This window comes from Aliivibrio wodanis (assembly GCF_052920805.1).
Genome location: NZ_JBREXA010000002.1, coordinates 2,294,751 through 2,320,986 on the forward strand (window position 1 = coordinate 2,294,751; position 26,236 = coordinate 2,320,986).

At 39.9% G+C, this 26,236-nt stretch carries 21 protein-coding genes, 3 pseudogenes and 2 riboswitches; of the genes and pseudogenes, 5 read left to right on the forward strand and 19 right to left on the reverse strand.

Going from position 1 to position 26,236, the window contains the following annotated elements; translation table 11 throughout:
• Positions 1-2 precede the first annotated feature (2 nt).
• Positions 3-269, forward strand: a complete 267-nt coding sequence (locus ACU5DF_RS18545) for a hypothetical protein (protein ID WP_446713834.1) — start codon at positions 3-5, stop codon at positions 267-269.
• Positions 270-437: 168 nt separating this feature from the next.
• Here the strand turns inward: ACU5DF_RS18545 and ACU5DF_RS18550 are convergent, their stop codons facing one another.
• From ACU5DF_RS18550 to rmuC, 8 genes and pseudogenes are all read right to left on the reverse strand, one after another.
• Positions 438-998: a TetR/AcrR family transcriptional regulator gene (locus ACU5DF_RS18550; RefSeq protein WP_045100873.1), complete on the reverse strand. Its 561-nt coding sequence runs from the start codon at positions 996-998 to the stop codon at positions 438-440.
• A gap of 161 nt (positions 999-1,159) precedes the next feature.
• Positions 1,160-1,915 (reverse strand): Sec-independent protein translocase subunit TatC, encoded by a 756-nt coding sequence (gene tatC / locus ACU5DF_RS18555; RefSeq protein WP_045100872.1) that lies wholly within the window; start codon positions 1,913-1,915, stop codon positions 1,160-1,162.
• 2 nt (positions 1,916-1,917) lie between these two features.
• The gene (gene tatB, locus ACU5DF_RS18560) at positions 1,918-2,295 is read right to left on the reverse strand and encodes a Sec-independent protein translocase protein TatB (protein WP_446713835.1); all 378 of its coding nucleotides are present in this window, start codon (positions 2,293-2,295) and stop codon (positions 1,918-1,920) included.
• Between the two features lie 3 nt (positions 2,296-2,298).
• Complete coding sequence (gene tatA, locus ACU5DF_RS18565) at positions 2,299-2,550, reverse strand: Sec-independent protein translocase subunit TatA (RefSeq protein ID WP_045100870.1); 252 nt, start codon at positions 2,548-2,550, stop codon at positions 2,299-2,301.
• Between the two features lie 51 nt (positions 2,551-2,601).
• Positions 2,602-4,237, reverse strand: a pseudogene (gene ubiB / locus ACU5DF_RS18570) (ubiquinone biosynthesis regulatory protein kinase UbiB).
• Positions 4,234-4,857 carry a ubiquinone biosynthesis accessory factor UbiJ gene (locus tag ACU5DF_RS18575; protein WP_446714277.1) on the reverse strand — a complete coding sequence of 208 codons (624 nt, stop codon included), beginning with the start codon at positions 4,855-4,857 and terminating at the stop codon, positions 4,234-4,236. Before ACU5DF_RS18575 ends, ubiB begins: the two are co-directional and overlap by 4 nt.
• A gap of 11 nt (positions 4,858-4,868) precedes the next feature.
• Positions 4,869-5,633, reverse strand: coding sequence for a bifunctional demethylmenaquinone methyltransferase/2-methoxy-6-polyprenyl-1,4-benzoquinol methylase UbiE (ubiE, locus tag ACU5DF_RS18580; RefSeq protein WP_045100867.1), 765 nt, complete (start codon positions 5,631-5,633; stop codon positions 4,869-4,871).
• A 56-nt stretch (positions 5,634-5,689) separates the two neighbouring features.
• Positions 5,690-7,210 carry a DNA recombination protein RmuC gene (gene rmuC / locus ACU5DF_RS18585; RefSeq protein WP_446713836.1) on the reverse strand — a complete coding sequence of 507 codons (1,521 nt, stop codon included), beginning with the start codon at positions 7,208-7,210 and terminating at the stop codon, positions 5,690-5,692.
• A 124-nt stretch (positions 7,211-7,334) separates the two neighbouring features.
• Here rmuC and ACU5DF_RS18590 point away from each other — a divergent pair, with 124 nt between their 5' ends.
• Positions 7,335-8,243, forward strand: a complete 909-nt coding sequence (locus ACU5DF_RS18590; RefSeq protein WP_045100865.1) for a DMT family transporter — start codon at positions 7,335-7,337, stop codon at positions 8,241-8,243.
• A 74-nt stretch (positions 8,244-8,317) separates the two neighbouring features.
• On the opposite strand, the gene tsrA is transcribed toward ACU5DF_RS18590, so the two are convergent.
• Both tsrA and ACU5DF_RS18600 read right to left on the reverse strand, forming a co-directional pair.
• Positions 8,318-8,602, reverse strand: coding sequence for an H-NS-like global regulator TsrA (tsrA, locus tag ACU5DF_RS18595; protein WP_045100864.1), 285 nt, complete (start codon positions 8,600-8,602; stop codon positions 8,318-8,320).
• Positions 8,603-8,721: 119 nt separating this feature from the next.
• Positions 8,722-9,951, reverse strand: a complete 1,230-nt coding sequence (locus ACU5DF_RS18600; protein ID WP_045100863.1) for a multidrug effflux MFS transporter — start codon at positions 9,949-9,951, stop codon at positions 8,722-8,724.
• 97 nt (positions 9,952-10,048) lie between these two features.
• Between ACU5DF_RS18600 and ACU5DF_RS18605 the strand changes: the two genes are divergently transcribed.
• The 3 genes and pseudogenes from ACU5DF_RS18605 to ACU5DF_RS18615 all read left to right on the forward strand — a co-directional run bounded on the left by ACU5DF_RS18605 (position 10,049) and on the right by ACU5DF_RS18615 (position 15,597).
• Complete coding sequence (locus ACU5DF_RS18605) at positions 10,049-11,014, forward strand: LysR family transcriptional regulator (RefSeq protein WP_446713837.1); 966 nt, start codon at positions 10,049-10,051, stop codon at positions 11,012-11,014.
• A gap of 80 nt (positions 11,015-11,094) precedes the next feature.
• Positions 11,095-12,888, forward strand: coding sequence for an aminopeptidase P family protein (locus ACU5DF_RS18610; protein WP_446713838.1), 1,794 nt, complete (start codon positions 11,095-11,097; stop codon positions 12,886-12,888).
• A gap of 260 nt (positions 12,889-13,148) precedes the next feature.
• Positions 13,149-15,597, forward strand: a pseudogene (locus ACU5DF_RS18615) (family 20 glycosylhydrolase).
• A 304-nt stretch (positions 15,598-15,901) separates the two neighbouring features.
• Here ACU5DF_RS18615 and thiH read toward each other — a convergent pair.
• The 9 genes and pseudogenes from thiH to ACU5DF_RS18660 all read right to left on the reverse strand — a co-directional run bounded on the left by thiH (position 15,902) and on the right by ACU5DF_RS18660 (position 25,345).
• On the reverse strand, positions 15,902-17,038 hold the full coding sequence (gene thiH, locus ACU5DF_RS18620) for a 2-iminoacetate synthase ThiH (protein ID WP_446713839.1): 1,137 nt from the start codon (positions 17,036-17,038) through the stop codon (positions 15,902-15,904).
• Between the two features lie 14 nt (positions 17,039-17,052).
• Entirely contained in the window at positions 17,053-17,823 is a 771-nt protein-coding gene (locus tag ACU5DF_RS18625; RefSeq protein WP_446713840.1) for a thiazole synthase, read from the reverse strand.
• 1 nt (position 17,824) lies between these two features.
• Positions 17,825-18,037: a sulfur carrier protein ThiS gene (gene thiS / locus ACU5DF_RS18630; protein ID WP_446713841.1), complete on the reverse strand. Its 213-nt coding sequence runs from the start codon at positions 18,035-18,037 to the stop codon at positions 17,825-17,827.
• Entirely contained in the window at positions 18,030-18,887 is an 858-nt protein-coding gene (locus ACU5DF_RS18635; protein WP_446713842.1) for a HesA/MoeB/ThiF family protein, read from the reverse strand. Before ACU5DF_RS18635 ends, thiS begins: the two co-directional genes overlap by 8 nt.
• Positions 18,880-19,533: pseudogene (gene thiE, locus ACU5DF_RS18640) on the reverse strand (thiamine phosphate synthase); the annotation flags it as partial. The gene ACU5DF_RS18635 and the pseudogene thiE, both read right to left, overlap by 8 nt.
• A gap of 111 nt (positions 19,534-19,644) precedes the next feature.
• Positions 19,645-21,579, reverse strand: a complete 1,935-nt coding sequence (gene thiC / locus ACU5DF_RS18645) for a phosphomethylpyrimidine synthase ThiC (RefSeq protein WP_446713843.1) — start codon at positions 21,577-21,579, stop codon at positions 19,645-19,647.
• A gap of 190 nt (positions 21,580-21,769) precedes the next feature.
• Positions 21,770-21,881, reverse strand: a riboswitch (TPP riboswitch).
• A gap of 123 nt (positions 21,882-22,004) precedes the next feature.
• On the reverse strand, positions 22,005-23,384 hold the full coding sequence (locus ACU5DF_RS18650) for a voltage-gated chloride channel family protein (RefSeq protein WP_446713844.1): 1,380 nt from the start codon (positions 23,382-23,384) through the stop codon (positions 22,005-22,007).
• A gap of 124 nt (positions 23,385-23,508) precedes the next feature.
• A riboswitch (Fluoride riboswitch) is annotated at positions 23,509-23,576 on the reverse strand.
• A gap of 102 nt (positions 23,577-23,678) precedes the next feature.
• Positions 23,679-23,873, reverse strand: coding sequence for a hypothetical protein (locus ACU5DF_RS18655; RefSeq protein WP_446713845.1), 195 nt, complete (start codon positions 23,871-23,873; stop codon positions 23,679-23,681).
• 83 nt (positions 23,874-23,956) lie between these two features.
• Positions 23,957-25,345: a glycoside hydrolase family 1 protein gene (locus ACU5DF_RS18660; RefSeq protein ID WP_446713846.1), complete on the reverse strand. Its 1,389-nt coding sequence runs from the start codon at positions 25,343-25,345 to the stop codon at positions 23,957-23,959.
• Positions 25,346-26,236: the final 891 nt, after the last annotated feature.

Sequence of the window (26,236 nt, forward strand, 5' to 3'; positions counted from 1 at the left end):
TCATGCTTAAAAAAACTATTTTATTGCTTAGCCTTGTTGTGACGGGAGCTGCACAAGCTGGTGTTGTTGTTGTGGGTAATCCAGCAAGTCCTGAACTTGACGCCTCAACTATCAAGAAAATTTACTTAGGAAAAGCAAAGTCTCTTAATATTGAAGCAATTGATTTAGAAGATGGACACGCGCTAAAAAGTGAATTTCACTCTGCTGTAACAGGAAAGACAGAAGCGCAATTACAAGCATTCTGGGCTAAAGAAAGTATTTACCGGTAAAGGACAGCCACCAAAAACCCAACCATCTACAGCACTCGTAAAAAGTGCTGTAGTAGGGTCAACAAACAGCATTGGTTATATTGACGAATCTGACGTAGACAGTAGTGTTAAAGTACTTCTTCGCCCATAAAATATGACATGAGAAGGTGATACATTAGTATTACCTTCTCAACACGTTAGCGCATTGTGATAGGCATCTTTTAATGCATCAATATTACAAAGTACGGCTGATGGTTGAGAATAGCCTTGAATAAAAGGATGAATAGAAAGGGACATGACTAAGGTAGAATAATGCTCTTGTTGCTCTAACGTACATAAATTTAAATTTAGTAAAGTCACTTGTAGTAGCTCAGAATGTTTTCTAATAAAACGAAACTCTAAACGTTTTTTAACTTTACTCTCTCCTACTGCAAGTAGCTCTCTATGCATTAAGATCAGTAACGATTTATTGTTATGCCATAGATCAAGGTAACAACTCACCACATCCATAAGAGTAGCCTCTAACCTTAATTTCAATTGCTCTAATCTACCTTCTAAAAACAATAAAAACTCTTCAAATATCTGACAATAGAGATCTTCTTTAGATAAAAAATAATAAAGAACTAGCCCTGGGCTCACATCTGCACGTTGAGCAACATTTCTTATGGTTACCTTGCTATAAGATCCTTGAGAAAATAAATCTGTGGCGACAGTTAAGATTTTCTTTCTTGTTTTCAGCTCTTCTTGCATACAAACTCTCTTTATAAAATCACCTTCATCTCCATTGAAAGTATAAAAAAGAGAATGCTACCACTGATATTACAATCACATACTTTTTACTTACTTAGCCTTACAAAAAAAAGCACCGATATAATATCAGTGCTTATTAGCTATTAGTTCTTAATCAAGCATTATGCTTCATCTTGTTCCAAATCATCTCTATTTTCATCTCTTACATAAAAGCGCGAGAAGAACAAACCAAACTCAAATAAAATACACATAGGTATAGCAAGTAAGGTCTGAGAAATAATGTCTGGTGGTGTCAGCATCATACCAACAACAAATGCACCCACAACAATGTATGGACGCTTTTGTTTTAATATTTCAGGCGTAGTCGCACCTGTCCAGCACAATAAAATAATGGCGACAGGTATTTCAAATGCAATACCAAAAGCCATAAATAAGGCTAAGACAAAATCAAGATAACTAGCAATATCAGTTGCTACTTGAACTCCTTCTGGCGCAATGGTTGTAAAGAAACCAAATACCAAAGGAAATACAACAAAGTAAGCGAACGATACACCGGCATAGAACAATAGTGAGCTAGAAAATAATAATGGCATGATGAGTTTCTTTTCATGCTTATACAATCCAGGAGCCACAAATGCCCATACCTGGTAAAGAATCATAGGAACAGCAACAAATACCGATGCCACCAAAGTCAGCTTTATGGGCGTGAAAAAAGGTGACGCGACATCAGTTGCTATCATCGTTGCACCTGCGGGTAACCTTTCTACCAAAGGTGCAGATAAGAACTCATATATGTCGTTAGCAAACCAAACTAGACCTAAAAACACCACGATTATGGCAATTAATGCCTTTAATAGACGATTTCTTAGCTCTAGTAGATGAGTTAACAACGGCTGAGAGTGTTCAACTGATGACATAATTACTCTGCTTTTGTTTTAGAAGTTGAATCAGATGCCACCGAAGTTTCTACATCCACTTTTGGAGTGTCTGCTTTCTCTTCTGGTTTTGCATATGGACGAGTGACATCAGCTGCCGCTTGTTTTAACTCTTCAACTGATTTTTTAAGATCAGGCGCCAAGTCTTCCATATTCATCTGTTCTGCTTTACGCAAATTATCTTGTAACTCTTGTATTTTCAACTCTTGAGACAGCTCATCTTTGACGTTATTCGCCATACTTTTTGCCGCACTCACAAATTGAACAACAGAGCGGATCGCTTTTGGTAAACGCTCCGGCCCTAATACAACGAGCCCAACAACAGAGATTAGTATCAGTTCCCAAAAACCGATATCAAACACGTGTTATGCCTGCTCTTTGTCGTTTTGCTTTTGTTTTTCTACTGTTTCTGCTTCTTTTTTCTCTAAGTTTTGAGGAGTAAAATCAGCGTCATCTTTCTTCGCATCTTTTGCTGTATCTTCATCACTTATTGCTTTTTTAAAGCCTTTAACTGCAGAACCCAAATCACTGCCTACACCGCGTAATTTCTTCGTACCAAATAGTAGAATAATAATTACTGCAATAATAAGAAGTTGCCAAATACTAATACCACCCATGCTTGTTTCCTCAGCGTGTTAGGGTTAAAAAATTGCTAATCAGAGTAACGCTTATTGACGATATGCTCGCCAGCTTAATAGCCAAAACGTGACTCCTGTAGCAGCACTAATTGATGCTAACGCAGTAATGTTACTGGTTAATAACACCGCAGAACAAATCAACAGAGTTGCGCCAACATTAAATAGGAATTGTCCTTTCGCTTGTTGTCGCTTACTTTGACGATAACCTGCGTAGAGTTTATCCATTCGTTGATTGAGAACTTTGCCCTGGCGCAAACTGTCATAAACTAAATCAGGTAGCTCAGGTAGTTTTTCTGCCCAGAATGGCGCTTTCTCAGTCAAAGCAGTCATAAAGGCTGCCGGTCCAATCTGTTTTGCCATCCACGTTTCTAAAAACGGTTTAGCCGTTGCCCATAGATCCAGTTGAGGGTAAAGCTGTCGTCCCAACCCTTCTACGTACAATAATGTTTTTTGCAATAATACCAGTTGTGGTTGTACTTCCATATTAAAGCGACGTGCAGTATTAAAAAGATTTAATAACACATGACCAAAGGAGATCTCTCCTAATGGTTTAGCAAAAATAGGTTCGCATACCATACGAATAGCAAATTCAAATTCTTCAACGTTAGTGTCTTCCGGAACCCAACCTGAATCAACATGTAATTGTGCAACTTTACGGTAATCGCTATTAAAGAAACCTAACTAAGTTTTCAGCTAAATAACGTTTATCTTCTTTATTGAGAGTTCCAACAATACCACAATCTAATCCTATCCATTGTGGATTATCTGGATTATCTGGATTGACGAAAACATTACCTGGGTGCATGTCTGCATGAAAGAAACTGTCACGGAACACTTGAGTAAAGAATACCGACACACCACGCTCAGCTAATAGCTTCATATTAGTGTTGTTTCTTTCTAGCTGCTCAATATCTGATACTTGAATACCATAGATACGCTCAGACACCATTAAGTGCTCAGAGCTTAAATCTAAAATCACCTCTGGTACATATAACTCTTCACTGCCTTCAAAATTACGACGCAGTTGCATTGCATTACTAGCTTCTCGTCTTAAATCTAGTTCATCCAGTAACGTCTTTTCATATTCATCAATAACTTCAACAGGCTTTAGACGACGAGCTTCAGGAACATTCCGATCAACCAATCGTGCCATGCGATGCATCAAACGAATATCCGCTTCAATCACTGGACGGATATCAGGACGAATAACTTTTAAGACAATCTCACGGCCCGACTCTTTAAGCTTCGCGGTATGCACTTGAGCAATAGACGCAGACGCTAATGGGATTATATCGAAATCAGTAAACCAGTTTTCTAATGGGCCACCTAGTGAGAGTTCCATTTGATCTTTAGCTAATTGGCCATCAAACGGAGCAACTTGATCCTGCAATAACGCCAATTGGTCTGCTAAATGAGGAGGAAAGAGATCACGACGAGTCGACATCATCTGACCAAACTTAATCCATACAGGCCCTAGATCTTGCAATGCTAAACGCAGACGCTCACCCAATGGCTTTTCTGGATGCTTGTTTTTAATCCAAAAAAGACCTTTACGTAAACGCTTTGGTAATTGGGTCAATGAATGATCAGGCAATAGCTCATCTAATCCATATTCAAGTTGTACCTTGGTAATATGATAAAGACGTTTCAGCTCTGATGGCGTCATGCGCGCTCCATTGGATTATTGGTTAATAATCGTGTTAAACGTGCATCTAACTCAGATAGTTGGGTTTCAACATCAGACACTTGATCACAGAAATGTGCGATTTCTAACGGTGCTGGTGCGATTTTCCACTCCTCAGTTAATACTTCTGCCGCATGACGAGTTTGACGAGTGATTTGCTTTTTCACCCAACACGCACTGCCTTTCACACTACTGACTAACGTATGAGCAACAATATCACCTGTGTATTGGGACAGTTTCTCTTCTATGTCTGGTTTCAACTCAGTGAGTAATGCAGAAAATTTTTGAGCTAGGTTAAGGTCACCTTCAAGCACCAATTTGTCTTGTTTTATTAACTGAGTAATATTATTTTGCTCACGTAATTGCGGCAACACCGCTAAATTTAACGCAAGGTAACAATCTACCTCACCTTCAAATTTAGACAGAATATCAATTTGCTGCTGACTAAAGACAAAAAACAAATCTTTGTTCACTTCGTTTAAATGAACATGAATAATTTTGCCTTTTAAGCGCAGTAAAGCAACTTTACTATCCGGTGATTCTTTCAACAGAGTGTTTAATCCTGTTTCCATCACACCAGTTACAAACGGTTCTAATGGCATCATTTTATCCTTTAAAACTTGTAACCACGGTGCAGGGCAACAATACCACCGGTTAGGTTGTAGTAATTTGCTTGTTCAAAACCAGCTTCTTCCATCATGCTTTTTAAGGTCTCTTGATCTGGGTGCATACGAATAGATTCCGCTAAGTAACGGTAGCTTTCAGCATCATTCGCGATCAGTTCACCCATTTTAGGAAGCAGGTGGAAAGAGTACGCATCATAGATTTTAGATAATGGCTCAAGAATTGGTTTTGAGAATTCCAAAACTAATAGACGACCGCCCGGCTTTAATACACGGAACATCGAACGTAAGGCTTTATCTTTATCCGTTACGTTTCGTAGGCCGAAGCTAATCGTAATACAATCAAAGAAATCATCTGGAAATGGTAATTCCTCAGCATTCGCCTGTACGTAATTTACGTTACCAACAATGCCCATATCACGTAATTTATCACGACCAACATTCAACATTGAGTTGTTAATATCAGCTAAAATCACTTGGCCCGTTTCACCAACGATACGTGAGAATTTAGCAGTAAGGTCACCTGTACCACCTGCTAAATCAAGAACTTTATGACCAGGACGTACGCCGCTGCAATCAATCGTGAATCGTTTCCATACGCGATGCACACCACCAGACATAAGGTCATTCATGATGTCGTATTTTGCTGCTACAGAGTGAAATACTTCCGCAACTTTCGCAACTTTCTCGTCTTTCGCGACTGTGGTAAAACCGAAGTGTGTTGTTTCTTCAGGCGCTTGCATCTTGTCCGTCATTTTAAGTCCTCTAGAGATTGTTCGCTGAATCCCAATACTCTGAATTCAACAGCGCTCTAGTCTACTTTATACAAGCTATTATCTCCAAGCGTTTGCATCGTATCTGCATCAAAAGATTGCTCAATAAATTTACGATTTATATCACGTTTTACTTCGACACCTAGCTCCTTAAAGCTTTCAGCCTGACGAATAAGATTGCCACGTCCACTTGCCAATTTATTCATCGCGCCTTGGTAGCTTTGATTGGCTTTATCTAACGAGCCTCCTACCGCTTCCATATCATCGACAAATAAACGCATTTTGTCGTATAACTTACTGGCCCGATCGGCGATTATTTTTGCGTTCTGATTTTGTCTTTCGTTACGCCATAAATTACTGATGGTTCTTAATGCCACCAGCAAGGTTGTTGGACTAACGATAATAATATTCTGCTCCATTGCATCTGATATCAAAGAGGGATCAGCTTCAATAGCGACTTGGAACGCTGGCTCTACAGGGATAAACATCAAGACATAATCAAGGCTGCGTAAACCATTCAACTTATGATAATCCTTTTTACTTAATCCGCGTAAATGGGCACGAATAGCCATTAAGTGTTCATCAAGTGCATGTTCTTTTTCATTAAAGTCATCACTATTAAAAAATCGCTCATACGCCACTAAAGTCATTTTTGAATCAACTACAACATCTTTCTCATCCGGTAAATGAACGATCACATCAGGGTAAAAACGCTTACCATCTTCATTATCCATACTTACTTGAGTATCGTATTCATGGCCTTCACGCAATCCTGATTCTTGCAACACGCGCGCTAACACAACTTCGCCCCAATTTCCTTGCTGTTTATTATCACCTTTCAAGGCATTGGTCAGGTTTACTGCCTCCTGTGTCATTTTTTCATTCAGCTGTTGTAAGCTACGAATTTCATGCACCAAGGTGTGACGTTCTTTCGCTTCAAACCCAAAGCTGTCATTGACCTGTCTTTTAAATCCTTCTAACTGCTCTTTTAATGGTGACAGCAAGCCCTCTAAACTGACTTTATTTTGCTCATCAACGGTTTTGGTTTTTTGTTCAAATAACTGATTAGCTAAGTTTTCAAATTGCTGCTTTAAGCGCAACTCTGCACGCTCTAACATCTCAAGTTTTTCTTGGCTCGATTTACGCTCTTCTTCATGACGCGCTTCTTGCTCTCGTAACTCTGCTTCTACATTCGAATTGGCTTGGCGTGAAAATTCGAGTTGCTGAGTTAAGAATTCTTTCTCTTTTTGGATGGCTTCAAAATAACGTAGCTTTTCCATTGCTGCCATTAAACGACCATGAGATTGTTTTTGTTCTTGGGCAAGCTTATCTCTTTCGAGATCCAGTTCATCCAACTCACTTTGTTGTTTCTCTAACTGCACATTGAGTTGATTTAATTGAGTTAATGAAAGTTTTTTTTCTGATTCTAATTCATGCTCTAATAAGGCTAATTCTTGTTGATTACGACTTTTTGTTAGTACATGTGCAACAGCATAAGCAATGCTTGCTCCCACAAAACCAAATAATAAGTGTCCACCAAATTGATTAAAAAATTCCATAACTCACTCAATACAAAAACTAATTCTTATAGAATATTTTGATACTGGATAAATGTCCAGTTAACACTATTCGGTAAGCGCAGGTACACTCCAGATCTAAATGGATTTCTAACAGAGAATAATAATGAACGAACGTCGTGCTTTAGGATTTGGGATCGCTGCTGTTTTACTCTGGTCAACGGTTGCTACCGCTTTTAAAATCACTCTAGAACACTTTACTCCTATTCAGATGCTAACGGTTGCCAGTGCAGTGTCTATTTTTGCTTTAGTTGGTGTTGCTGTTTATCAAAACACTTTATCTAAATTAGTCGATACCTTTGTTGCTAACCCTTGGTACTACATTTTATTAGGCGCAATTAATCCACTAGCATATTACTTAGTGTTATTTAAAGCTTATGACTTATTACCCGCCTCACAAGCTCAACCCTTAAACTACAGCTGGGCGATCACCCTCACGTTAATGGCAGCTGTTTTTCTTGGCCAGAAGATAAGAAAGCAAGATTGGGTGGCCTGTGTTTTAGGCTATCTCGGTGTAATTGTTATTGCTACCAAAGGTGATGTTCTGGCACTAGAATTTGATAGCCCTCTAGGCGTTGGGCTTGCATTGTTCTCAACACTGCTTTGGGCTGGTTATTGGATTTTAAATGCTAAAAATAAAGCCGATCCTATTTTAGGGTTATTGCTTGGGTTCTTAGTGGCTTTACCTGTAGCGATTGGCTTAAGTATTTATGAAGGTGCATCTTGGGGGGATATCCCAATAAGTGGATGGCTTGCTGTCAGTTATGTGGGGTTATTTGAAATGGGGATCACTTTTGTATTGTGGTTATCAGCACTGCGTTTAACTCAAAATACAGCACGTATAAGTAACCTAATTTTTGCGTCTCCATTTATCTCTTTACTACTTCTAGCAAATATCATTGGTGAAGAGATCCACCCATCAACTCTTATTGGTTTAGTAATGATTGTATGTGGATTATTGATACAGCAATTCTATGGTAAGAAAAAAGAACAAACCAAGATGGCTGAAAGTTAAATCAAACATTTTTTAGATTTCTGGCATAAAAAAAGCAGCGAATATTCGCTGCTTTTTATCATTACTTCAATTGCTTATTTACTTGTTAAATAAGCTTGAAAGTCCTCTAAAGAAACCCCTTCTTTAGCCATTTCTTCAGCTAATTTTTTAGTGGTCTCACCCTTACGCTCTTCGATTACCACTTGGAATTGGTAAATAAGATCACGCAAAGTTGGAACAGACACTTGTCGTGCAGCGCTTCGTACTCGTTCTTGGCTTTGATTGCCTAACTCAGACAGAAGCTTACCAAACATTAGTTTTTCTGGTGACTCTTCCATTTGCTCTAGAACACGAGCCATTTCAATAACGGACATCGACATTATGTGCTTGCCTTTAGTATTCAATTAATCATCATCTAAGTATTAAATATACACTGAAAATTACACTAACTGAATATATTAAAAACAAAAGCACTCTTTTTCTATTCAATTTAGATAGTTCATTCACTAATCACACCAGAATGCCAGCGCTGTCCTGTTTTAGTTAATAAAATCAGCAAGCCTGGGATGAGGAGCCACATCATAAGAGTTAAAAGCTGTGCAGAAGGGAGTGCTAATCTTTGCATTGTGCCAACAATGATGCCTGCACCACTCATTTGAAACAACCCTAATAATGCAGCTGCAGTACCCGCTCTATCACCAAAAGGTGCTAATGCCTTACCTGCCGCCGAACCCAGTACCCATGCGAAGCCTACTGACGAGAAGAAAATCGGGATCATAAACGCCCAAGCTTGCTGAATATGTTGGAAACCAAGCATTAATCCGCCAGCGACAATAAGTACGCTCAGGCCAAAAAGTAGTGCTTTTCGGGTTCCGAATCTGATCATGAATTTAGGTGCAGCAAAACACGCCATAATATTAAGCACTGCGTTCACTGCAAACCAGTTAGTAAATTCCTGCATTGTTAGTCCTAACTTATCGATAAGAAAAACCGGAGCAGAAGTAACATAAGCCAAGATAACGCCCATCGCTAACATACATAAGGTTGCGTGAAATAAAAACGTGGGATGCTGCAGTACAGACCAATAGCGAGATGGACTAATTAATCGTCCTGCTTGTACTGTATCTTGGGGTTTTGTTTCTTTGTAATTAATCGCTATTAACGCTAAAGCTACTAGTGCGAAGCCTGCCATAAAACTAAAGTTTGAACGCCATCCAAAGTGAAGAGTTAAATAGCTACCTAAAATAGGTGCTAATGCTGGAATAAAGCAAATTGCCCCATTTAAATAACTGATCATTCGACCACTTTTTTCTGCTCCAAACGAATCGCGAACTGAAGCAAATGCAGCGACCGACGTTGCACAAGCACCAAAGCCTTGCAGTAGTCGAGCAATTAATAGCATTTCCATCTCTTGTGCAGAATAAGCAAGCGCAGCACTCAAACCGTAAATCACGATACCTGTTAATGCGATCGGACGACGGCCATATCGATCCGCTAATGGGCCTGCAAATAATTGACCAAGTCCCATACTAAACATAAACCAAGTAATCGTATCTTGACCTAACGTTGAAGCAACTTGAAATTCACTAACCATCATAGGTAGTGCGGGAAGGTATATATCAATTGCTAATGGGCTAAATAAAACCAAAATAACCATCAGAGTGATAATCTTTCTATCTGATGGTTTAACTAGCGGTGTTGTAGGTTGAGCTGAAACTGGCGTGTGCATGGGTAACTCCTAAAATAGTCAGTAGAGTGTACTCAATTAGAGATATGAACAGAAATGGTTTATATTCAGATCTAACATTCTAGTTTGGAATATCTCTATGTTTTTCGAAAAGCTAACTAAAATCGATTTAAATTTACTTCTTACTCTTCACTTATTACTAGAAGAAAAAAGCGTAACTCGTGCTGCTCAGCGCCTCTGTTTAAGTCAATCAGCCGTTAGTAAAAATCTAGCAAAATTACGAAATCAATTTGATGACCCTCTCTTTACACGTAGTGCATATGGATTACAACCAACCGTAAAAGCAATTAGTCTCCAAGGGCGTTTACATACTTTATTAAGTCATTTAGAAACAATTACCGAAGAAGCAGAATTTGATCCTCAACGCAGTCATTATCGTTTTCGAGTTGGTTTAGTAGAGAGTACTTATCCATTATTATTGCCACACTTTATGTCTTATATTTTAAATAAAGCCCCTAACGTGATGCTAGATACTCATGCTTGGGATACTGAAACTATTAAAAAGCTGCAATCAGGAGAAATGGACATTGGTATTACAGGGAAAGATTTAGACCCTAAATACGCCAACATTACTATGCAAACACCTGCTGATATTCGCGGGCAAGAGATATACAGAGATAGCCAAATGTGTTTGGTTCGCCCAAACCACCCGGTGCTAGTTCAAGAATGGACATTAAATACTTACTTGCAGCAACGTCATGTTCAAGTACGCTGTGATGGTAAAGATCAGTGGTTGTTGGATTATAAATTGGCAGAAAAAGGGCTAGAGCGAAGCATTGGAATTATCGTACCTGATTTTAATAGCGCAGCGAGTTTATGTACTCATACTGACTTAGTATTTACTGCTCCTAGTCACTTCATTAAGCTGATTGCAAAACAACTTAATTTGATTGTTTTACCTTTACCAACAGAGTTACCTCAGATGGCCTATACGCTTTTCTGGCATCAACAAAAAGAGAATGATGCTGCTAATTGTTGGCTTCGCAATACTATAATCAGCCACTGCCAAGATTTATCAGCATCAACAATTGCAGATAACGCATAAAAACGATAGGTTATAGCCAAAGAATCAACCCTACTTTCTGCCTCGAAATATACGGACAGAACAATAAAAGGACACTTCAAATGCACCCACAAACGTCTCAACGTATTGAGCAACTTCGCTTATGGCTTGCTCAACAAAATTTCGATGCGCTTATTATTCCACATGAAGATGAGTTTTTAGGCGAGTACATTCCAGAGCATAATGAACGTCTACTATGGGCAACAGGGTTTACTGGCTCTGCCGGTGCTGCTGTTATTACTCAAGATAAAGCAGCTATTTTTGTTGATGGTCGCTATACCGTTCAAGTTCGTAAACAAGTCCCTGCTGATGTATTTGAATATCGCCATCTTCATGAAGAACCATTATTAGAATGGATTAAAGACACATTAGAAACTAATGCAAAAGTCGCTATCGATGCTCGTATGCACACTGCGCAATGGCTAAAAAATGCAACAGCAACCGTTGATGATTATGTAACGCTTGAAGTAATAAACAGCAATCCAATTGATCTTATTTGGGCCGATCGTCCAAAGGTAAAAGTGTCTGACGTTCGCTTAATGGAGCTAGAGCTTGTTGGCCAATCAAGTGCAGATAAACGTAGAGAGATCGCTCAAGAAGTCACAAAGAAAAATGCCGATGCTGCACTATTAACGCAACTAGACTCTATCTGTTGGTTATTGAATATACGTGGCTTAGACGTATCTCGTTTACCCGTTCTTCTTTCTCATGCAATCATTCATGCCGATGAAAGTGTTGATTTCTTCTTAGACCCGACTCGCCTCCCAACCAACTTTATTGAACACGTTGGTCAGGGTGTTCGAGTTCATAAACCAGAAGCGCTTGAATCTACCCTTCAATCACTTTCTGGCCAAAAAGTACTTGTTGATTCAGCAACATCAAACGCATGGATGTCATTAGTCCTTGCCGAGGAAAAAGCTGAAATCATTGAAGCTGCTGATCCGTGTTTATTGCCAAAAGCCGCAAAAAATGAAACAGAAAAAGCAGGAATGAAAGCTTGCCACGTTCGTGATGGTGCTGCGATGGTAAAATTCTTAACATGGTTTGACGCCGAAATCGAAGCGGGTAACTTACATAATGAAGCGGTTCTTGCTGACAAACTTCAAGGCTTCCGTGAAGAAGATAAAACACTGGTCGATCTAAGCTTTGATACTATCTCAGCAGCTGCTGGCAATGCAGCAATGTGTCACTACAATCATGAAAACCAGCCAGAACCAGGTAAGCTGCAAATGAACAGTTTGTACCTTGTTGATTCAGGTGGTCAATATCCTGATGGCACAACAGACATCACTCGCACACTCCCTGTTGGTACACCAAGTGATGAAATCAAACAGCAATTTACTTTGGTATTAAAAGGTCATATTGGTTTAGCTTCAGCTCGATTCCCTAAAGGTACCTGTGGTCACCAATTAGATATCCTTGCTCGTCAACATTTATGGGCACAAGGCTACGATTACGATCACGGTACTGGTCACGGTGTTGGTCATTTCCTAAGTGTTCACGAAGGCCCTCAAGGGATTTCTAAGAAAGTAAATACCGTCGCTCTACTTCCAGGTATGGTGCTATCTAACGAACCAGGTTATTACCGTGCTGATGAATTTGGTATTCGAATTGAAAACTTAGAGCTTGTAGTTGAGATTGAAACTAAAGGAGATTTCTCTGTACTTGGTTTTGAATCATTAACACGCTGCCCTATAGATAAGCGTCTAATTAATGTTGATATGCTAAATCGTCCAGAACTAACATGGTTAAATGAATACCATCAGAAAGTATGGAGTGAAGTCAGCCCATTAGTCGACGGTGAAGTAAAAGAGTGGCTTAGACAGGCCACTGCTGAATTAAGTTACAGCAATTAATTACGCACAAAAAAACAATTTAAAGCCACGCTAATAGCGTGGCATTTTTTTTGACGAAAATAAAGGTTCCACGTGAAACATGCTACAGTTCAAATTTATTATGTAATCTGATGTATCAAAAAAAATACCTTGCCGCACAACATCTCATTAATGACAAGACACTCAATATCACTGATACAGAACGATAAACGGATCACATACAGATAACCTATTATAAGTAATCCTTCTCTCGAACTTAAAGGATTATAGGATTACACATAATGAAAAAAACACTTTTAACTCTTACCGTTTCAAGCCTTCTTTTTAGTGCATCATCAATCGCCTCAGCACCAAATACCGACTTAAATTTGATGCCATATCCACAATCTGTAGAGTTAAAATCAGGTCAAGTATCTATTAATAGTGATTTCAGTATTTATATTGATGGTTACAAATCTGAACGTATTCAACAACTAGCGCAACGTATCATTCAGCGTGTAGAAGCTCAAACAGGATTACCATTACTAACACCATTTGCAACCTCAAAAAAAGAAGCCACATTAGTTATTGATGTTAGCAAGGCAGCAAAAAACAAAATCCAAGATAACGATATTGATGAATCGTATGAGTTAACCATTAATAAAAACCAAATCGTCTTAGAATCAGATCGCCCTTACGGTGCAATTCGTGGCGCAGAAACATTTCTTCAATTAATTAACACAACCAAAGATGGTTACTTCGTTCCTCAAATTAATATTGAAGATGAACCTCGCTTCCCATGGCGTGGGGCTTCATTTGACTCTTCTCGTCACTTTGTCACCATCGATACAATTAAACGTCAAATCGACGGCTTTGCTTCAGCAAAAATGAATGTCTTCCATTGGCAACTTATGGGATGACCAAGCTATCCGAATTCAAATCGAAAGCTACCCTAAATTATGGGAAAAAACCGCGGACGGTGATTTCTATACCAAAGATGAAATAAAAGACGTTGTTGAATATGCACGCCTACGCGGTATTCGAGTGATCCCAGAAATCTCACTACCAGGTCACGCCTCAGCAGTTGCACACGCTTACCCTGAATTAATGTCTGGTGAAGGAAAGCAATCGTATGACCAACAACGCGCTTGGGGTGTATTTGTTCCTCTAATGAATCCAATTAATCCTGAACTCTATGTCTTCTTCGACAAAGTATTCAGTGAAGTGACTGAACTATTCCCTGATGAGTATATTCATATTGGTGGTGATGAACCAAACTACCAACAATGGAGTGACAATAAAGAAATCCAAGCATTCATCAAAGAGAACAATATTGATGGCAACCGTGGCCTACAGTCATACCTAAATGCACGTATTGAAAAAATGCTAAACGGCAAAGGTAAGAAGATCATGGGGTGGGATGAGATTTGGCATAAAGACCTACCAACCTCAATTGTGATTCAAAGCTGGCGTGGTCATGACAGTATTGGTCGAGCAGCAAAAGAAGGTTATGCCGGGTTACTATCAACTGGCTTCTATTTAGATCAACCACAACCAACAAGTTATCATTATCGTAACGACCCTATGCCAAAGGGCCCGCAAGTCGATGACCAACTGAACACTGGTGAAACATTCGAAACCTACACTTGGCAGAAACCAAGAGGTAAAGGTGGCCCGCGTAAAGGGACGCTAACCATTATTACTGATAAGAATGGTGATGCTCGTGCCTTTACCGATTACAACGGCAAGTCACGTGCAAAAGTCGATATCATTGAATATACCAAAGGTGAATCATTCCGTGGTCACTTTGATAACTTCATGTCTTACACTGAATTTAATCTAACCTTTGATAATGGCAGCATTGAAAAAGAGAGCTACCAACTTGTTGGCAATGTTCGTTGGCCAACAACAGGTGAAATGACAGCAAGCTCATCAATCAAAGACTCAGAGATCCCAACACCTAATGGTGGTTACCCTGTTGCTTTAGATAAGAATGAACAAAAACTTATTCTTGGTGGCGAAGCCGCTATCTGGGCAGAGAACTACGATGACCTGACCGTTGAAGGTCGAATTTGGCCTCGTACTTATGCGGTTGCTGAACGTTTATGGTCTGCTGAAGAGTTAACAGATGAAGACAGCATGTATCAACGTCTTCAAGCAATGGACAACTGGGCAACTATTTCTGTTGGTCTACAGCATCAAACTAACAGTTATAAACAATATCTACGAATAGCCAATGGTGGTGATGTCTCTGCATTAATGAGCTTTGCAAATTACGCAGAACCCGCGCAGTACTACGCACGTAATTGGGCGAAGTTTAATTCAACCGAGCCTAAGGGTGAGCTATACAATCAATATGAAAGATTGAATCGTTTTGCTGACGCCGTTCCTGTAGAAAGCTTTGCGGTATTAGAGATGATGAAACTTGCAGAAACAGCAGTAAACAATAAGGCTGATTTAAAAGCGTTGAAGCAGCACTATCAAACCGTTCTAGAAAGTTCACAAACATCAGAAGTGATCTTTAGCAATAATATCGCCTCTATTGATACTGTACCATTAGCTGCAAAACATATTGAAGTAGCTACAGCAACATTAGCCGTTATTCAAGAGCTTGAAAAAGGTAAGAAGCCGACATCAAAGCAGCTGGATAACCTATTAACCATCACTACCAATGCATCAGGAATGTACGATGAGATGATTGTCGCTATTGTTCGTCCGACAGAAGAGTTAGTTCGCCAATTACGTAAATAGCATTTTAACTAGCCTGTAATCAAACGACATAAGTACCACTCACATTGAGTGGTACTTTTATTTACTGAGTAGCCAAAGACATTCGATTACCGTTTCACTCTGGAAGCGACATTTTTTAAACTCAATCACCTCATCTGCGTAAATAAACACATACATAGGTACCATGATTAAAACAATAAAAAAAATCGATATAATGAAATTACCAGGTGATATTATCATTTGATGCCCTAACGAGTACTTAAACTTAGCATAGGATAATGAATACGAAAGGCAACAATAATAAGTACACTCAATTCACAGTTTATTATTTTTCATACTGAGCCGCTTCTATACTTTGAAATTCTCGCTCCCAATCTTTCCATACTGGCTCAAACCCCCTAGCCTGAACCGCACTAGCAACAGACAAAGCAGACCTTTCATCATTAATAGAGAACTGTTCAAGCTCTTGCTCATCATTAGCGTACCCACCAGGTTGTGTTTTCGACGCAGCTGAAATTGAAGTGATACCTAATGGTAATACATTATCCCTAAAATGTGCAGATTCTCGAGTAGATAGCGACAATTCAACTTCAGAATTTAATAATCGGTGAGCGCAAATTAACTGCACTAATTGCTTATCACTCATGATTGACTTGGGTTGCAATGCCCCTTCACACGGACGCAACCTTGGAAATGAAATCGAATAACGTGTCTGCCAGTATCGTCGCTCTAAATAATCCAAATGTGCGGCTACAAAAAAGCAATCCGTTCGCCACTCTTCTAACCCAATCAACGCACCAATACCAATTTTGTCTACCCCAGCTTTTGCTAATCTATCTGGTGTTTCTAAGCGATATTCAAAGTCCATTTTATTACCACGAAGATGATGTTCAGCGTACGTCGATGGATGGTAAGTTTCTTGATAAACCATCACCGCATCTAAACCTAGTGTTTTTAGTTCTGCATACTCCTTTTGTTCGAGCGGCTGAACTTCCATTGCCAAGTAATTAAACGACTGCTTTATTTGTGGCAATGTTTGGCGAAAGTAATCCATTCCCACTTTGGTTTCATGCTCTCCTGTCACCAAAAGAACACTGTCAAAGTTCATCGCTTTAATTGCTGTAATTTCTTGTGCTATTTCATCTTGGTTAAGTGTCTTTCTCTTAATTCGGTTCTCCATTGAAAAACCGCAATAAGTGCATGCGTTAGCACAAAGGTTAGAAAGGTATAAAGGAATATAAAACCCAATGGTATGTCCAAAGCGCTGACGAGTTAAACGAGCTGATTCTTGTGCCATTTGCTCAAGATAACTTTCTGCCGCAGGGGAAATCAACGCTTTAAAATCCTCAAGATCGCGTTTAGGTTTATTCAGAGCTCGCTCTACATCTTTTGTCGTTTTACTGTAAATAGAGAGCTTCACATCATCCCAATTCAACTTTTCCCATTCATCGGTAAATGTCATTTTCACTCACCTTATCAATCTAAAAATGCAGTTAATGGACTGGATGCTACTGCTTGGGTATTTACTGGCGCTAAACCATTCTCGTAAGCGAGTCGTCCTGACTGAACCGCCAACTTAAAAGCAGTTGCCATTGCTATGGGATTTCTTGCTGCGGCAATAGCGGTATTCACAAGTACCGCATCAGCTCCCATCTCCATTGCAAATGCAGCATGAGATGGCGCACCAATACCAGCGTCAACCACAACAGGAACCCGAGCCTGATCGATAATAATTTCTAAAAAATCACGACTCGCAATTCCTTTATTTGATCCAATAGGAGCGCCTAAAGGCATCACGGCTGCACAACCGACTTCTTCTAAATGTTTACACAAAACAGGGTCAGCATGACAATAAGGTAAAACGATAAAACCTTGGCGAACTAACTCTTCAGCTGCTTTTAATGTCTCAATTGGATCCGGCATTAAATATTTAGGATCAGGGTGAATTTCTAATTTTAGCCAGTTAGTGCCTAATGCTTCACGGGCAAGTTGAGCAGCAAAAATAGCCTCTCTCGCATTCTTTGCTCCTGACGTATTCGGCAATAAATTGATACCAGCATCAACAATTGGTTTTAGAATATTGTCTTCTGGGTTATTCACTTCAACACGCTTTAACGCCATGGTTGATAATTCAGTACCAGATTCTATAAGTGCTTTTTGCATAACATTTGAATTAGGAAACTTTCCTGTCCCCGTAAATAAACGTGATGAAAATAATTTTCCAGCAATGGTTAACCGTTCACTCATCTTAGCCTCCTGCTATCGCTTGAAATAATGAGATGCTTTCACCATCAGAAAGCCCACGAGTCTGCCACTCTGCTCTTGGTATTATTTGGTTATTCATCGCTAATGCGCAACCTTGAGTGTCTACCTTATACTGGGCAAAAAAAGAATGAATGGAGTGTATTCTCTCTATCCGATAAGCCACAGTATTCAACTCTATTGTTATTAGATTACTCATAGACAAATTCTCCATTAATACACTCTTTGCTTTGCAATACTTCACGTGAAACATGATGAAACGCTTGAGATGGACAACAGACAGAGCAAGTGTTGTCTTTAGGGATATCAATGCAGGACCACTGCAGTGTTCTGCCATCAAACTGATGAATGGTGCTCCACTTAATCCAGTTTGGCTGAGTAAGATATTTGATGGCTTCTAACGCCTGTAGATTTCCTATCATGCCAACTACTGGACCAACAATACCAAATGACTGACAATTTTCCGTTTGCTGGCTTTCAGTAAATGGAAACAAGCAATGGTAGCAAGCAGATGCTTTTTGATTACCCCGTTGCTGATTAGAGAACATCATCAACTGCCCTTGCCATCCAATTGCAGCCCCAGAAATAAGAGGAACCTTATTCTTCACACAGGCTGCATTAATTTCATGACGAGTAAATAAGTTATCACTACAATCGAGAACGACATCAACTTGGTTAATGAAACGAGACAATTCAGGTTCGTTTAAACGGTGACTGATAACCTCAACCGTAACAGCACTGTTTAGTTCTTTTAATTGTTGCGCCATCGCAATGGCTTTGTTTTGACCAAGGTTAGATTTACGGTAAACCACTTGACGTTGTAAGTTGCTTATTTCAAGTTTATCGCCATCCGCAATAATTAAGGTTCCAATGCCAGCAGCCGCCAGATACATACTAACGGCAGAACCAAGGCCTCCACTACCAACCATTAATACCGTACTGTTTCTTAACGATAGCTGACCTTTTTCACCAATGTCAGGTAACATGATTTGGCGGCTATATCGAAGGAAGTCTTGATCATTGAGCCCTTCCATTAATAAGTTACTCATAAGCAACCTCTGGCTCTTTCATCTCTCTTGGCGTACTAAGGATCGCAGCAAACTTGGTTACCACTTTTTCGACGTTACTCGCCTGAGTGATGGCTCTAACTACCGCAATACTGTCTACTCCGGTTTGCCATACTTGTTCCGCTACAGAAAGGTCAATACCGCCAATCGCAACGGTTGGAGTATCCCCCGCTAACCGTTGGTTTTTTGCCAAGTTAACTAGGCCTTGCGGCTGTGATGGCATATCTTTGGTTGGTGTTGGGAATATATGACCAAGCGCTAAATAGCTTGGATTTAGGGCTTTTACTTTTAATAACTCACTATCATCATGAGTAGATAAACCCAAACAAATACCAGCATCCGATATTGCCTGCAAATCTGCTATTTCTATATCTTCTTGCCCAAGGTGAATACCAAAAGCACGGTGTTTAATCGCTAGCTGCCAGTAATCATTAATAAACACTTGAGCGTCATATTGTCGGCCAAGCTCTATCGCTTTAACTATTTGTTCTTCTAAATCTAACTGTTCTGGATTCTTAATACGTAACTGAATGGTTTTCACCTCAAGCTTAAGTAAGGTTTCAATCCATGACACATCATCAACTACAGGGTAAAGACCAAATTTATTTCTATCAATCTTAGGAAAAGTAAACATACTCATCTCTCCTCATTTCTTCGATAAACAAGTGATGTTTCACGTGAAACACCACTGACTATTATTGATACAACTTCAATATTGATTTCAAAGAAAGATGATGAGCTATTCAGTTTCTACCGCTGGATGATAAAGCTCAGAACCTGAGGCTTTAAACTCTTTGGATTTCTGACGCATACCTTCAAGTGGATCATCTATCATTTTAATCTCAATGGCTTGGTCTAATGCCACTTGCTCAGTATCTTTAGCGTATTCACGAACTTCTTGTGAGATTTTCATTGAACAGAACTTAGGTCCACACATGGAACAGAAGTGAGCAACCTTGCCAGACTCTTGCGGCAGTGTTTCATCATGAAACTCACGTGCTGTGATTGGATCAAGTGATAGATTAAACTGGTCTTCCCAGCGGAATTCAAAACGTGCTTTTGATAAGGCGTTATCTCGGATTTGAGCTCCCGGATGCCCTTTAGCTAAATCTCCTGCGTGTGCTGCTAACTTATAAGTAATCAAGCCTGTCTTCACATCGTCTTTATTAGGTAAGCCTAAATGCTCTTTTGGCGTTACATAACAGAGCATTGCACAGCCATACCATCCAATCATGGCGGCACCAATACCTGATGTAATATGATCATACCCCGGAGCAATATCTGTGGTTAATGGGCCTAAGGTATAAAATGGCGCTTCATGGCAATGCTTAAGCTGCTCGTCCATGTTCTCTTTAATCATATGCATAGGAACATGGCCAGGGCCCTCGATGATAACTTGCACATCGTAATCCCACGCGACTTTGGTTAACTCTCCTAAGGTTCTTAATTCAGCAAATTGCGCTTCATCGTTAGCATCGGCAATAGAACCGGGACGTAAGCCATCCCCCAAAGATAAGGCAACATCGTACTTAGCACAGATTTCACAGATCTCGCGAAAGTGCGTATATAAGAAGCTTTCTTGGTGATGAGCCAAACACCACTTCGCAATGATTGAGCCACCGCGCGAAACAATACCCGTCACTCGCTTTGCCGTCATTGGAACATAACGAAGCAGTAAACCGGCATGAATGGTAAAGTAATCAACGCCCTGTTCTGCTTGCTCAATTAAGGTATCTCGCATCACTTCCCAATTTAGGTTTTCAGCCACACCGTTCACTTTTTCAAGTGCTTGGTACATAGGAACAGTACCAATTGGCACAGGACTATTACGTAAAATCCACTCACGCGTTTCGTGAATATTTCGCCCAGTAGATAAATCCATTACGGTATCGCCGCCCCAACGCGTTGACCAAACTAGCTTTTCAACTTCTTCTTCAATTGATGAGCTCACTGACGAGTTACCAATATTGGCGTTAACTTTAATTAAGAAGTTACGACCGATGATCATTGGTTCCGCTTCTGGATGATTAATATTTGATGGGATAATAGCGCGGCCTTCTGCCACTTCTTTACGAACAAATTCAGGGGTAATTTCTTTAGGTAAGTTAGCCCCAAAACTGTGTCCGGGGTGTTGATGATTTAACTGTTCATCTGCAAACTTTTGACGCCCCATATTTTCACGAATCGCAATGTATTCCATTTCTGGGGTGATGATTCCCTGACGAGCGTAATGCAGTTGAGTTACACACTGCCCTTGCTTAGCTCGTCGGATCGTTGGTAGGTTTCCATAACGAAGCTCGTCTAAGGTATCATCTGCCAATCGTTCTTGAGAATAAACCGAACTAACGCCATTCAGCATTTCGGTATCTCTACGTTCTTCAATCCAACGCTCACGCAGTTTCGGTAAACCTTGATAAACATCGATATCGTAATTTGGATCAGTATAAACACCAGAGGTGTCATAGACTTGAATAGGTTCATTTGCCGTTAGTGTTGGATTCTCTTTTGTCCCACCAACTAAACTGTCAGCCAAAGAGATTTCACGCATAGGGACGCGAATATCAGGACGAGATCCTTCGATATAGACTTTACTTGAGTTTGGGTATGGTTGAACCGACAGCGATTCAATATTGGTTTTAGCATCTAAACGTGCTTGTTTGCGACTTGACGACATAGCAAAATTCCTTGATAAAAATAGAATAATTGCTTGTCGGATTTGAGTTGTAGCAAGAGGTTCTTAGTTTGAGATACAACAGAGGGTAAACCTGCGTATCTATATGCTATGAATTAAACAAATAAATTAACGCTAAAATTTAGCTACAATTTATCATTAAATCATTCGGTTAGTGACTAACAAACTAAGATAAAAATTATCTCTTGTTCCCTTCGCAGGTATTAGCCTGATCAGGTTCTACGGATCCCGCAATGCGGTCTCAGCTCGTACTATAAAAGTACTAAGCACTCCGACAAGTTTCTTTCAGATCTTAGAATCAAAATCTGAACGTGTTCGGAGTATAAAGAAAGTATGGAAGAAATGAAATGTTCTTTTTGTCGAGAAGCACATTAGGTTCTAATCTATAGAATACGTTCCACGTGAAACTATTTCTCTTTCTTCGTTAGCTTTTTTGCTAAATGTTTTAACCATGAAGAATTATAATCACGGTATGATCCAATTTTATTAGAACCATCATGATCGCGACCATGCTCTAATGTCTTAGATACAGCAACACGCTGAGAAGAATAGATACCAGTATGACCACTAAAGTAATACGCGGTATAACACGCTAATGCAAAGTAAGGTAAGTAATCAGCACCAAACAACTCAACCCCCATAATAGTGCAAGCTAAAGGTGTATTAGTAGCAGCTGCAAATACCGCTAAGAACCCTAACGCAGCAAACAGATCAACGGGAGCACCCATCACCCACGCTAAGAAATTACCTAAGGTTGCCCCAACAAAAAATAACGGGGTTACTTCACCGCCTTTATAGCCAGCCGCCAACGTAATTGCTGTTAATAACAGTTTTAGAATCCAGCTATACCACTCAGCACCACCCGCAGTAAACGCCGAGGTTATACTCACACCGCCATCACGGCTTGGATATACGCCGATACCAATGTAATCGTAATTACCAATAAGTTGAGTAATTACAATAACCATTAAGCCACCAACCACTACGATTAAATATGGATTTTTAAGCGTGGCATTGAATAAATCTTTAAAGCCGTGAGTTAATTCACCAAACAAGTAACCAGCCAAGCCAAACGCAATCGCAGCCACAATGACTTTAGCCATTAGTACCAAATCAATATCAACCGCATGACCAAACAAAGTACTTACTTGATCAAAGCTAATTAAGTAATGGGTATGATGAGCACCCCATGCAGAAGCGACTACATTAGCTAAAATTGCAGCAAGTAACGCAGGTATAATCGCATTGAATTTAATACGCCCAATAAATAACACTTCAAGCGCAAAAATAGCACCAGTAAACGGGGTACCAAAGATAGAGGCAAAACCTGCTGCAACACCAGCAGTGAGCATCATTCTTCGATCTTGCTCTGAGAGCTTCAATACTTTAGATAACCAATCGGTCGTTGCTCCACCGATTTGAACCGCCGTACCTTCTCGACCAGCCGAGCCACCAAATAGATGCGTAATTACAGTAGTAATTAAAACCAATGGTCCCATACGAACAGGGACACCCTCACCTGCTTGATGGATCTCATCCATAATTAGGTTGTTTCCACCTGCAGAGTTTTTGCCCCAATTACGGTAACTATAGACAATCACTAAACCTGCCAACGGTAAAAGATAAATTAACCAAGGATTGGCAACACGAGCTTGAGTTGCTTCACTTAACAGCCATAAAAAAAAGGCATTAAATGAGCCGACTAGCAAAGCGACAGGAATGACAAGTAATGACCAACGGATCACTTGAAATAGATTTTGAAAATTACGATTAAGAGGATGTGCCATGAGTTCTATCTTTTAATAGTGATGAATCAAAAGGATAGACTATCTTAGGAGAGAAGAGAAATAACAAACGGCTCTACTATAGACGGATCTACCCCATAATGATCAGAGTCATCCGATCGGGTACGCTACAGTAGGAATCATTATCTCTAAAATTAGAGCGGTTAAAGGTGGAAATCCATCACCCGTATTTGGTATCACAGCCAAATAACAAGTTAAATGCTACTCCTATCCTTTAATGATGGCAAACAAAAAGGCGCTAAATTTAAGCACCTTTTGTATTATTCAGTAAATCATTTACCAAGTTAATACCGGAGTATAGCCACTCACCATGTTTGCCATTTTAGTATTAACGCTTTCGAATCCTTTCCAAAGTTTTTTTGTTACGTCTGTTTTTTTATTTCTTGGTTGTTGCGAACCGAACATTACTTCATTCAGCATTTTTTTTGCCGCGATTTCACCAAGATAAACAGAACCTAAATCGTAACCCATTTTATAAAACCCTAGAAGATTAATTAAGCTGCGAATTCTACTACCTACGCCCCAAAAAACAAGACATAGATCACATTAAATAATTAGATTAATGAATTTCCATTAGTTTTAATTACATTCTGATACCAGTAAAAGCTCTTTTTAGGGAGCCGTTGTAAGTTTCCCTCACCGTTATCATTACGATTGACATAAATATAACCATAACGCTTATCAAGTTGAGCTTCTGAGTTACTGACTAAATCAATCGGTCCCCACGAGGTAAACCCCATCAACTCCACACCATCAAGAACCGCTTCGCGAGCCTGAACTAGATGATCATTCAAGTAGGCGATTCGATAATCATCTTCAATGGTATTTTCTTCTGTTACTGTATCTTTCGCACCTAAACCGTTTTCAACAATGAACAGTGGTTTTTGATAACGATCGTGTAAGAAGTTTAATAAGATGCGTAAGCCTTTCGGATCAATCAACCATCCCCACTCACTTGCTTGTAAATGTGGGTTAGGAACACTCGCGATAATATTACCAACCTCTTTTTTCTTTGGATCTGCACTTGCACATCCGCTGGCGTAATAACTAAATGAAATAAAATCAACGCTTGCTTTGGCTAACTCTTCTAAATCGCCATCTTCCATATCAATTGTGATCTCGTTTTCACGGAAGTAGCGCAGCATATAACCTGGGTATTTCCCACGAACTTGTACATCACCAAAGAATAGCCATTGGTTATTCTCATGCATTGCAGCCAACACATCATCAGGGTGACAAGTGTATGGGTAGTTAATTGCACCAAGTAACATATTGCCAATTTTAGACTCTGGCAGCATTTGATGACATAAGTTAACCACACGAGCACTCGCCACTAATTGATGATGTATCGCTTGATAGATACTTTGCTCATCAGCCTCATCAGGTAGCCCTACACCGGTAAATGGTGCATGTAATGACATATTGATCTCATTGAATGTCAGCCATAATTTTACTTTGCTTTGGTAACGTTCAAACACTACCTTGGCGTATCGTTCAAAAAAATCAATAACCTTTCTATTGCTCCATCCGCCATAATTTTCAACTAAAGCGTAAGGCATTTCATAATGTGAAAGAGTCACAAACGGCTGAATGTCGTACTTAGCTAATTCATCAAAAATAGCATCATAGTAAGCAAGCCCTGCTTCATTTGGTTCTGCATCATCTCCATTTGGAAAGATACGTGTCCACGCGATAGACAGACGTAGACAGTTAAATCCCATTTCATCAAACAATTGAATGTCTTCTGGATAACGATGATAGAAATCAATAGCTAGATCTTTTATGCCATCAGTTCTATTTTCTCTTGTTTGTGACGGGCTAAGAATACCATTAGGGAGCATATCTGATGTTGATAAGCCTTTACCATCCGTTTGAAATGCGCCTTCAATTTGGTTCGCAGCAATTGCCCCGCCCCATAAGAAGTCTTTTTGAAATGTAGTCATGAGTTGTCTCTGCTTATACTCAATAAATTAATTCTATTATGAATATAGTCAATAAGTAAGAATAAGTCTGAGAGCCCACTCTCATCACATGTTCTTTTCTCAAACTACAAATAGCAAAAAGGCTCATACCTTTCGATACAAGCCTTCTCTAAATATGACAGAAATTCAAACTCCCAGCACGCGCGTTCTTATGGCGGGGGAATCCGCGGCTCTTTTCTCAAACTCCAGATAGCAAAAAGGCTCATATCTTTCGATATGAGCCTTCTCTAAATATGGCAGGGGTGGAGAGATTCGAACTCCCAACACGCGCGTTCTTATGGTGGGGGGAATCCGCGGCTCTTTTCTCAAATCGCAAATAGCAAAAAGGCTCATACCTTTCGATATGAGCCTTTTCTAAATATGGCAGGGGTGGAGAGATTCGAACTCCCAACACGCGCGTTCTTATGGTGAGGGGAATCCGCGGCTCTTTTCTCAAATGCCAGATAGCAAAAAGGCTCATATCTTTCGATACAAGCCTTCTCTAAATATGGCAGGGGTGGAGAGATTCGAACTCCCAACACGCGCGTTCTTATGGTGGGGGGAATCCGCGGCTCTTTTCTCAAATCGCAAATAGCAAAAAGGCTCATACCTTTCGATACAAGCCTTCTCTAAATATGACAGAAATTCAAACTCCCAGCACGCGCGTTCTTATGGCGGGGGAATCCGCGGCTCTTTTCTCAAACTCCAGATAGCAAAAAGGCTCATATCTTTCGATATGAGCCTTCTCTAAATATGGCAGGGGTGCAGAGATTCGAACTCCCAACACGCGCGTTCTTATGGTGGGGGGAATCCGCGGCTCTTTTCTCAAATCGCAAATAGCAAAAAGGCTCATACCTTTCGATATGAGCCTTT